General features: G+C 50.6%; 12 protein-coding genes. 3 read left to right on the plus strand and 9 right to left on the minus strand.

The annotated features are described in order from the left end of the window. The 9 genes from B0F88_RS18075 to nifE form a co-directional block, all read right to left on the minus strand. Entirely contained in the window at positions 1 to 375 is a 375-nt protein-coding gene (locus B0F88_RS18075) for a hypothetical protein (RefSeq protein ID WP_104425346.1), read from the minus strand. Next, a complete protein-coding gene (locus tag B0F88_RS18080) occupies positions 375 to 872 on the minus strand; it encodes a hypothetical protein (RefSeq protein ID WP_104425347.1) in 498 nt (165 codons plus the stop codon). The genes B0F88_RS18075 and B0F88_RS18080 overlap by 1 nt, the downstream gene beginning before the upstream one ends. Continuing rightward, complete coding sequence (locus B0F88_RS18085; protein WP_104425348.1) at positions 872 to 1,195, minus strand: (2Fe-2S) ferredoxin domain-containing protein; 324 nt, start codon at positions 1,193 to 1,195, stop codon at positions 872 to 874. The genes B0F88_RS18080 and B0F88_RS18085 overlap by 1 nt, the downstream gene beginning before the upstream one ends. 411 nt (positions 1,196 to 1,606) lie before the next feature. Continuing rightward, positions 1,607 to 1,924 (minus strand): ferredoxin III, nif-specific, encoded by a 318-nt coding sequence (gene fdxB / locus B0F88_RS18090; protein ID WP_104425349.1) that lies wholly within the window; start codon positions 1,922 to 1,924, stop codon positions 1,607 to 1,609. Between the two features lie 14 nt (positions 1,925 to 1,938). Continuing rightward, complete coding sequence (locus B0F88_RS18095) at positions 1,939 to 2,154, minus strand: CCE_0567 family metalloprotein (protein WP_104425350.1); 216 nt, start codon at positions 2,152 to 2,154, stop codon at positions 1,939 to 1,941. 11 nt (positions 2,155 to 2,165) lie between these two features. Continuing rightward, on the minus strand, positions 2,166 to 2,639 hold the full coding sequence (locus tag B0F88_RS18100; RefSeq protein WP_104425351.1) for a NifX-associated nitrogen fixation protein: 474 nt from the start codon (positions 2,637 to 2,639) through the stop codon (positions 2,166 to 2,168). 120 nt (positions 2,640 to 2,759) lie between these two features. Continuing rightward, a complete protein-coding gene (gene nifX, locus B0F88_RS18105) occupies positions 2,760 to 3,191 on the minus strand; it encodes a nitrogen fixation protein NifX (protein ID WP_104425352.1) in 432 nt (143 codons plus the stop codon). A gap of 44 nt (positions 3,192 to 3,235) precedes the next feature. Beyond that, positions 3,236 to 4,645 (minus strand): nitrogenase iron-molybdenum cofactor biosynthesis protein NifN, encoded by a 1,410-nt coding sequence (gene nifN, locus B0F88_RS18110; RefSeq protein WP_104425353.1) that lies wholly within the window; start codon positions 4,643 to 4,645, stop codon positions 3,236 to 3,238. 103 nt (positions 4,646 to 4,748) lie between these two features. Beyond that, a complete protein-coding gene (nifE, locus tag B0F88_RS18115; RefSeq protein WP_258076730.1) occupies positions 4,749 to 6,278 on the minus strand; it encodes a nitrogenase iron-molybdenum cofactor biosynthesis protein NifE in 1,530 nt (509 codons plus the stop codon). Between the two features lie 251 nt (positions 6,279 to 6,529). Here nifE and B0F88_RS19465 point away from each other — a divergent pair, with 251 nt between their 5' ends. The 3 genes from B0F88_RS19465 to B0F88_RS18130 are packed head-to-tail and all read left to right on the plus strand — an operon-like array spanning position 6,530 to position 8,390. Next, on the plus strand, positions 6,530 to 6,706 hold the full coding sequence (locus B0F88_RS19465) for a hypothetical protein (protein WP_181049954.1): 177 nt from the start codon (positions 6,530 to 6,532) through the stop codon (positions 6,704 to 6,706). Further along, a complete protein-coding gene (locus B0F88_RS18125) occupies positions 6,703 to 6,963 on the plus strand; it encodes a type II toxin-antitoxin system RelE family toxin (protein ID WP_104425355.1) in 261 nt (86 codons plus the stop codon). The genes B0F88_RS19465 and B0F88_RS18125 overlap by 4 nt, the downstream gene beginning before the upstream one ends. A gap of 56 nt (positions 6,964 to 7,019) precedes the next feature. Further along, positions 7,020 to 8,390: a Fic family protein gene (locus B0F88_RS18130; RefSeq protein WP_104425358.1), complete on the plus strand. Its 1,371-nt coding sequence runs from the start codon at positions 7,020 to 7,022 to the stop codon at positions 8,388 to 8,390. Positions 8,391 to 8,492 lie beyond the last annotated feature (102 nt).

Below are 8,492 nucleotides of genomic sequence, written 5' to 3' on the forward strand. Positions count from 1 at the left end.
CTATTCAGCCATTTCCAGCAACTTGGGCTCGGATTTAATCTGTTCGGCTTTGCCCCAGGCGGTAACGCCCTCGACGAAACGCTTGGGCTTGGCCGGATGCGGTTTGACCACATCGTATTCAGCGTAAAAAGTGCCGTCGCTATTAAACTGGAGCCTGCCGATACGTTGTTTTTTAGCGTCATCGTACCAGTAAGCGGTCAAGTTATGCCCGCCGGTATAAGGGTCCTTGACCAGTACGAAAACGGCGTCATCGTAACGCGGATAATGCTGGATTTCCGCTGAGCTAAAACCCAGTTCGTCGATTTCGTCAATCAGCCGCTGACAGATGCATTCAGCCAGTTGACGGTTTATTGCGATATGCTCGGATAAATCCATTATTCGGTAACTCCCGCCGCTAAATCCATAATCACTGACGCGCCGGAAAGATCTTCCGGGTCCAGTTGTTGCAGGTGCGACAAAATGAGTTGTGCGTCGATGGTAAAGCCAAGCCGCAGTTTGATAAACGCTAACGCTTTCAAGGTGTACAAATAAAATAGGGAACTCTCGTTGGCATACAAGTTCCATTTCTGCCGGTTCCGGGCCAAACGGCGATAATCGCTGGGAAAGCCGCTTTGTCTTGCCGACTCCTCCAGGCCCGCGATAACAACCCGTTCGGCGTCGACAAGGCGTTTTTGGAAGAAATAAAACTTATACAGCGCAAAATAGGTTTGCAAACAGCGGCTATCCAGCGCATGCGCTTGTAAAAATAAGGCCTCAGCGCCGCTTTGGTCGGTCGAGCTTGCGGCGACGGCCGCTTGCAGCAGGTGATTGACTTCGGCGGGCATATTCGGGCTGAACATTACCCGCTCTTCTACAAACGCAAGCGAAGCCATTACCAGATCTCGGCGGGAACCATCAGCTCAGCCACCGGCTCGCCGCCGAGCAGATGCTGCTCGATGATGGTCTTGACGTCGTCCTTTTTCAGCCTGCCGTACATCACCGCATCAGGATAAACCAGGACGCTGGGGCCCATCATGCAGGGGCCCATGCAGCCGGTGTTGGTCAGGGCGATTTTTTCAAACAGGTTGCGGGCTTGTATTTCGTTCATGAACGCATCCATGATGTCCGCGCAACCGCTGCTGGCGCAGGAACCGCGCGGATGTCCCTGCGGACGGTTTTGGGTGCATACGAATACGTGTTTTTCGGGTCTGGGCATGGTTTTGTTCCTTAATTGTAAATTGTAGAAAAATTCACCACGAAGACACGAAGGTCACGAAGAGAATAAGATTTCGTATCTTCTGTTGTTTCCACGCGGAGCGCTCGTTGTTATACACATCTCGACGTAGGCCGGAATAAGTCTGTCCGCGCGTTAAGCGCAGGACTGGCTTATTCCGGCGCTCCGATTGCCGGAAACGCCCACCCTTGCTGACGCCGGGTGGTCTTATTCCGACCTACACCCTACGTGGGAATGCAGTCAAGGCGCGCTGCGCCGTGAGCCATCAGAGACTTGCGTATACGGGACGCAGTATGTCCTGCACGGCGTTCCCACGCCAGCGCGTGGGAACGAGAAAAATCTTCGTGTTCTTCGTGTCTTCGTGGTGAATAATTATTCTTCGTGTCTTTTTTGTTACGCCGCTTGTTTATGTTCGTGGGTAAAACAGCTTTTCGGGCATACTTTGGAGCACGCTTCGCAGCCGATGCAATCGAGCCTGTTTTTTAGGCTCATGACCATGCTGTTGTCGTCATCGTCTTCAAAATCACCGTAATCGTCATCGAAGTCGTCGGGATCAAGGGCTTCGGCTTTTTCCACCAGATCGAACACATCGCGCGGGCAGACTTTAAAGCAACGTCCGCAGCCTATGCAGGTTTTTTGGTTGATGTCGGTTACATAAGCGGGCGTCCATTCCGCGCCGCCAAAGGTAACGCCGGTTACAAATTCAGACATGGCTATTCTCCTGCTCAGGCCGCTTCAGATTGCGCGGCAATCAGTTTCTGGTTGGCTTCATCCCAGGCTTTGCAGGCAACATAAGTGGCTTGTGCGATACCCAACAATTCACCGTATCCTTCAGGCAGGCTGTCTTCAATCAGGTCATGCAATACCATGGCTTGTTCATTAGCCAAGCGTTTGGTTTTTTTGACTTCTTTTTCCAGTTTTCTTAATTCTTCTTCAGTCATGTAGGCATTCCTCAATCAGTTGCGGCCGCATTGTATTTTTCGATCAAGCCCAATGCTTTTTCGATTATTTGGTCGCTTTTTTCACGCAGGTCTTCCAGGCTTGAGAAGCCGAAACGGTGGGTGTCGCGCAGGATTTTATCGACCACGATCAGTTTGCCGACCATGATTAACGCGCGGCCGAAACCTTCGTGGCTGATATGAACCATCGGAGCGGCCATCAGGCCGGATTTTTTCTCGATCAGCGTCGCCAGCGAGTTGTAATAGGCTTTTAGGCGGGCAATGGTGATTTCATCGGGATCGCCGATGACAGGAATGTCTTTCTTGCGTTCTTTGGTCAACACGACAGGGTCGATGATTTTGGCTTCCGACCAACCTTCATAGGTATCGTAGGTATCAATCGCGCGTAATTGCTTGATCATGTCTTTGACGATGTCGGAACTCAGGTTAGGATCGTCTTCTTGTACGACTAATGCGGCTGCGGCCATGTTTTTTCTCCGTTAAGTGGTAATTTTTCTGGTTCCCAAGCTCCTGCTTGGGAATCCGGTTTTGGAAGCTCGAGCTTCGCGGACTGCGTTCCCAAGCACGAGCTTGGGAACGAGCGAATATCACTCATCCCAGCCTTCATCTTCCATTTGATTAAAGCGCTCAGGATCTGGACTCTTATGTTGATTAATCGCTTTCGCCAGCCAATTGGACGGCCCGGCCTTCATCTCATTTTGCAGGTCAACGATCAGGTCTTTAATCTTGCCGCCTTCATGCACTTTGACCGGCTGTATGTTTTTGGCGATCAGCTGGTTAATGGCCGAGCCGCCGACGGCTTGGCAATAGACCGCCGCACAGCCGTTCAGCAATTCAATTTTGACCGACAATTTATCTTCGTTACCGTCCTGCTGGAGCTCGCCAAACTGGGCGGCTTCCAGCAATTGCGCGTCGTCCATATCCACCGCATAAATCGCGAAGGACTTGGCCGAGCCGAAATGTTGGTTGACCGTTTCCATATCGGTGGTCGCAAACGCTATTTTTAATGCGGTTTCCATAAACTTCCTCTCATCAGTGCCTTGCACTATATGCATGCGTCTTGTTAATGACATGACAGCGCTTTACTTGAATTAAGCCCGGTTAATTCGCCGGCGGGTTTTTGGGCGTACACCGAGCGGTAGACCGGAATTTCTTCATGCGAATAATTGATGACCAGGTTAGCCAAATCGAACAGCGTTTGCCGCGAGCCGCGATAACCGATCCAGGTTTTCTGGTAGCCGCCGATAATGTCGTACAGCGGGAATCCGGCCCTTAAAATCGGCGTACCCAACCGCTCGGCGGTATCCACTGCATGGGAGTTGCCGATCACCAGTTGCACCTTGTTGGCCTTGCCGATCAGTTCCATATCTTCAAGGTCGCCGATTTTGATGCTGGCGACAGGGATGCGCGACAACAACGGCACGTTGCAGGAGGTGACGGCGGCAACGACTTCCGAGCCCATTTCCTGAACCTGATCGACAAACGCATTTAGCAAATCCGCATCGGCGGCAATCGCGATACGCAATTGGCCGAGCATGAAATGCGTGTCCAGCATGGCGTCTTGCAACTGCGAGCGCTGCCGCTCGATGCGCTCGGGCACATCGTGACCGCTGATTTCAGCCAATGCGGACATCAATGCATCATTGGCTTTCAAGCCGTAAAGATGATCGAGGGCATAGGTCGGCACGCCGGTTTTTTGTTCCAATAGCTCCGCCGCCTTGGCTAGAGACGGGCCGATAACAACCGTCGCCAATGCATCGCCGAGCGTCGCCATTTCAGAGATCAGAGTGCCACCGATAGTCACCGGACTGAAATCCTCATCCGTCAAACAGCCGTCCAGCGAATCGGAAATATCGGGTACGAAAACAGGCCTGAGCTGGAACTGTTCGAAAATATCCCGAAGCGCTTCGAGGTCGCCGGGGGTCAGCATGTAATTGACCAATACATTGACCTGGCGCTTGCGTTTACCCGGATAAGTTCCTGCTTCTTTGGCATCCGGCACCAACGCACGAATGATTTCGGTCAGAGTCGCTGCAAAACCGGTCTCGACGCTGCCGGTAAAATCGGGCGTATTGACCGCGACGACGGCAACATCGGCAAATTCCGGGTTGGCTTCCCTGAACTCCCTGACATTCCGGTGTACATCGGCGCCTTGCGTTTCCGCGAGACCGGTCGTCAAAATGGTAATCAGCGCAGGGCGGGATTTTTCGGCGATGGTCTTAATGCCTTCAACGACATTTTCGTCCGCGCCCATCACCGAGCTGCCTTGATCCATCGCCGTGCTTTGCAACGGAATCGGTTCGCGGAAGTGGCGCACGAAAAACACTTTGGCGAATGCGGTGCAGCCTTGCGAGCCGTGCAGCATCGGCATCGCGCGGTTAAAGCCCAGCGTCGCCAAAGAGCCGCCTATCGGCTGGCTGGCTTTCAGCGGATTGACCGATAGCGCCTTGTTTCTTTTCAGGATGTCAGCCATTGTTCACCTCTTCCATCACATTCAATACTGTTGATTCAAGGGGCTCCTTCTCCCTCAGGGAGAAGGCTGGGATGAGGGGGATAAAAAAAGCTTTTTTTATCATTTAAATTCCCCTCGGCAACTGCTCCCTGCGTTGCTCTACCTCCTGCATCCTTGCAGTCGTCACCCAACCCTCTCCCTCTGGAGAGGGCTTTGCACTGCTTAAGTCAGCAGTATTCACTATCTCATTTTCCCTATTTACCAAAGAGGAGGTTTTGACTTTCCACGGCGCAGGCGCTCTAACCGCCTCCCATACCGGGCTTTCAATCGTCAACGCCAGCTGGCGGACCAGTTCCAGCATGCCTTGGTAACCTTCATAACCGAATTCGCGTTCCTGGTTAATATCCAGAAACGGAACCTTGGCTTTTAACGCGGTGTACATATTGCGGCCACCGGCGATCAGAATGTCGGCTTTGTAGTCATGGACGATTTTCAGCAAGGCCCTGGGGCTGCCGTCGTCGATCATCACCGTGTCTTCGCCCATCAGCTCGCGGATTCTGGCCTTGTCCTCTTCGGTGGATTTCTTGGTGCCGGTCGCAACCACCACCATGCCCAAATCCTGCAACGCGGAAATCACCGACCAGCTTTTTACGCCGCCGGTAAACAACAACACCCGTTTGCCTTTCAGGCGCACTTTCCACGGCTCCAGTTCCGTCCTGATCCGGGTTTCCTCACGCAGAATCAGAGCCTCGGTGCGTTCCGTTAAATCAGGGTCGTTAAGCACTCTTGCGAAATCCCGTAACGATTGGCTGGTGTCGGTTATGCCGTAATAGCTGCCTTCAAACCAAGGCGTACCGTACTTTTGCTGTAATTTGCGGGCGACATTGACCATCGCTTTGGAGCAAACCATCATATTAACTTCGGCTTTATGCATGGTTTGCACTTCGCGGAAGCGCGCATCGCCGGACAAAGTGCACAGTATGCGCAAGCCCAGTTCATCGAACAGCGGCAGCACATGCCAGAATTCACCGGCAATGTTGTATTCGCCGATCAGGTTTACGTCATGAATTTTTATTTCCGCGCGCTGGACGGTTAACGGCAAGGGATCGGGATCGCGGGTGCCGATCACATGATTGACCATTGCATCGCCGGCAATGCGGTTGCCCAGATTCTTGGTGCCGTAAAACCCAGCGCTATCAATCGGCACGACCGGAACGCCCCAGCGCTCCTCGGCGGACTTGCATACCGCATTAATATCATCGCCGACCAAGGCCGGAACGCAGGTGTTATAAATAAACACCGCGGGCGGTGAGTAAGTATCTATCGCTTGTTTGATCGCATGAAACAGCCGTTTTTCCGAGCGCCCCATCACAATGTCCTGCTCGGTCAAATCGGTGGTCATACCGATCCGGTACAAATCCGCCCCGGAAGAGCGCGTGCCCCGGTTGTCCCAGGAACTGCCCGCACAGGCGATAGGGCCGTGGACGATATGCGCGACATCGGCAATCGGCAGCAATGCAATCTGCGCCCCGTCAAAAGCGCAACCGCCCGCCGAAGCGCCGGGTTTGGGTTTGGCGCAACCGGACTTTTCCTTCTTGTTATGCTCACAGGCAGGTTCGTCCAGCAGCGCGGCAATGTCTTTAGTTGATTTCATCGGCTTGACCACAATAGCTTTGTTTGATTAAGCTAAAGCAAGCGTTGTGCCATTTTGTATAGCATTGAAATTGTTATAATTTATTTGATTTGTGTTTGTAGGAAAGCTTACAAAATGGGGGCATGGATATTACACGCGGGTTCATTGGAGCAATGCTGATGTGTATAGGCCAATGTTGTGGAAACAAGGCTAATGTTCATCTACGTCCAAAGCGGTATAATTTGGGGCAACTGAAAACAGGAGCCAAGACTATGAGCGCACAACCACAATACATAACCGATGCAAACGGACAAAAGTTGTCGGTGATTCTGCCAATGGCAGACTATCTGGAGCTGTTAGAAAACCTTGAAGACCTGGCAACCATTGCGGAGCGTAAAGATGAAGGTACTATTCCGCTTGAGGACGTTTTAAAAGAACTTAATCTATGACACGTTACCGCATTGAGTTTAAACAGACCGCCAAAAAAGAATTGGCGCAACTGCCGCGGCCGATAGCCGAGAAAGTGACGGAACGCATAAAGGCGCTAGCCGACAACCCAAGACCTGATGGATGTAAAAAGCTGACCGGATCGGCATATTCATACCGAATTCGAATAAGCGATTACCGCGTCGTGTATTCAATAATCGATCAGTGTCTGATTATTCAGGTTATCAAAATAGGCCACCGTAAAGACATCTATCAATAAGATGTGGAAGAGATGCTATACTAATTTTTCATTAATTAGTAATTATGGCGTCCATTATGAAATTGCCGCTTTCCCCGCCTTGTTACGAAACACTTCTTGAACAAGCCTGCGACGATAAATTCATCGGTTTTTTTAACTCAAGTTTTGGGACAACCGATACGGAAGGCCGTTATTTGCACTGGGACAAATTACGGCATTTAAAGCCACCCGAAGGCTGGACCTCGGAATACTATTGGCTGGCATTAAAATTTGCCCGAAAAAGTCTCTATAAAAAATTGCCTTTCACCAGCAAATCAGGAGAACAATTCCAGTTTTGCATGATCGATAGTATTCATAGGGATTTACACTGGATCGACCAAAATGCATCCGGTCATATCGGAATGGATAGACCGGTTAACCCACATACCCGAGACACTTATCTGGTCGGTTCTCTGATTGAGGAAGCCATCAATTCCAGTCAGCTGGAAGGCGCATCAACAACCCGAAATGTGGCGAAAGAAATGCTCAGGCAGGGTAGAAAGCCAAAAGATCACAGTGAACAGATGATCTTTAATAACTATCAGGCCATGCAATTTATTCGAGAGTATAAAGAAGAGAAATTGACGCCGGCGATGATTTTGCATTTGCATCGAATTCTTACGGAAGCAACGCTGGACGATGCTAACAAAGCAGGACAATACCGGGATGCAGGCGACGATATTCATGTAGTCGATGCCTCTGGATCAGTTTCGTTGCATACTCCGCCGGAAGCATTGGAACTGCCGGAAAGAGTCGAACGCCTATGCCAATTTGCTAATGATTTGGACGGTAAAGAATTTATCCACCCGGTAATCAGGGCGATTATCATGCACTTTATGATCGGTTACGATCATCCGTTTGTCGACGGCAACGGCCGGACGGCGCGGGCGCTATTCTATTGGTCGATGGCGAATCAGCAATATTGGCTGATGGAGTTTATTTCCATTTCCCGAATCATTAAACAAGCCCCAGCGCAATACGGTAGGGCTTATTTGTATACCGAAACCGATGACAACGACCTGACCTATTTCATTATTCATCAGTTGGAAGTGATCAAGAAGGCGATCAATGCGTTGCATGAACATTTTGCAAAAAAGGCGGGGGAGCTGCACTCCATTGAAAAACGGCTGGATGGTTCAGTTTTGCAAGGGCAATTAAATCATCGTCAGTTAGCTATCCTGCGCCATGCGCTGGATCACCCCAATGCCATTTACAATATAAAAGAACATCAGGCAGCACATAAAATCACTTATCAAACGGCACGAACGGATTTATTAAAGCTGTCAGATCAATTCAAGATCCTCAGCAAACGTAAGTACGGAAATTTATTTGTTTTTGTTGCGCCGCCCGATCTCGGTCAATCATTGGCCGATGTTGAGAAAATTTACCAAAATGCCCTCAATAAATAGCATGACTTGGCGGATTCAACTCCGAAGTGCAATCTTAGTAATCATGCGGCATCCCTCTCTTGTTCAGGAAAAAAGACCTCATGAGGTGTTTTAAAATTGAGT

This window comes from Methylobacter tundripaludum (assembly GCF_002934365.1).
Lineage (GTDB): Bacteria > Pseudomonadota > Gammaproteobacteria > Methylococcales > Methylomonadaceae > Methylobacter_A > Methylobacter_A tundripaludum_A.

Bases quoted from the DNA above. Each gene is read 5' to 3' on its own strand.
- B0F88_RS18125 (WP_104425355.1), top strand. From the start codon at position 6,703: ATGACACGTTACCGCATTGAGTTTAAACAGACCGCCAAAAAAGAATTG.
- nifX (WP_104425352.1), bottom strand. From the start codon at position 3,191: ATGGAAACCGCATTAAAAATAGCGTTTGCGACCACCGATATGGAAACG.
- B0F88_RS18130 (WP_104425358.1), top strand. From the start codon at position 7,020: ATGAAATTGCCGCTTTCCCCGCCTTGTTACGAAACACTTCTTGAACAA.
- fdxB (WP_104425349.1), bottom strand. From the start codon at position 1,924: ATGTCTGAATTTGTAACCGGCGTTACCTTTGGCGGCGCGGAATGGACG.
- B0F88_RS18080 (WP_104425347.1), bottom strand. From the start codon at position 872: ATGGCTTCGCTTGCGTTTGTAGAAGAGCGGGTAATGTTCAGCCCGAAT.
- B0F88_RS18085 (WP_104425348.1), bottom strand. From the start codon at position 1,195: ATGCCCAGACCCGAAAAACACGTATTCGTATGCACCCAAAACCGTCCG.
- B0F88_RS18100 (WP_104425351.1), bottom strand. From the start codon at position 2,639: ATGGCCGCAGCCGCATTAGTCGTACAAGAAGACGATCCTAACCTGAGT.
- nifN (WP_104425353.1), bottom strand. From the start codon at position 4,645: ATGGCTGACATCCTGAAAAGAAACAAGGCGCTATCGGTCAATCCGCTG.
- nifE (WP_258076730.1), bottom strand. From the start codon at position 6,278: ATGAAATCAACTAAAGACATTGCCGCGCTGCTGGACGAACCTGCCTGT.
- B0F88_RS18075 (WP_104425346.1), bottom strand. From the start codon at position 375: ATGGATTTATCCGAGCATATCGCAATAAACCGTCAACTGGCTGAATGC.
- B0F88_RS19465 (WP_181049954.1), top strand. From the start codon at position 6,530: ATGAGCGCACAACCACAATACATAACCGATGCAAACGGACAAAAGTTG.
- B0F88_RS18095 (WP_104425350.1), bottom strand. From the start codon at position 2,154: ATGACTGAAGAAGAATTAAGAAAACTGGAAAAAGAAGTCAAAAAAACC.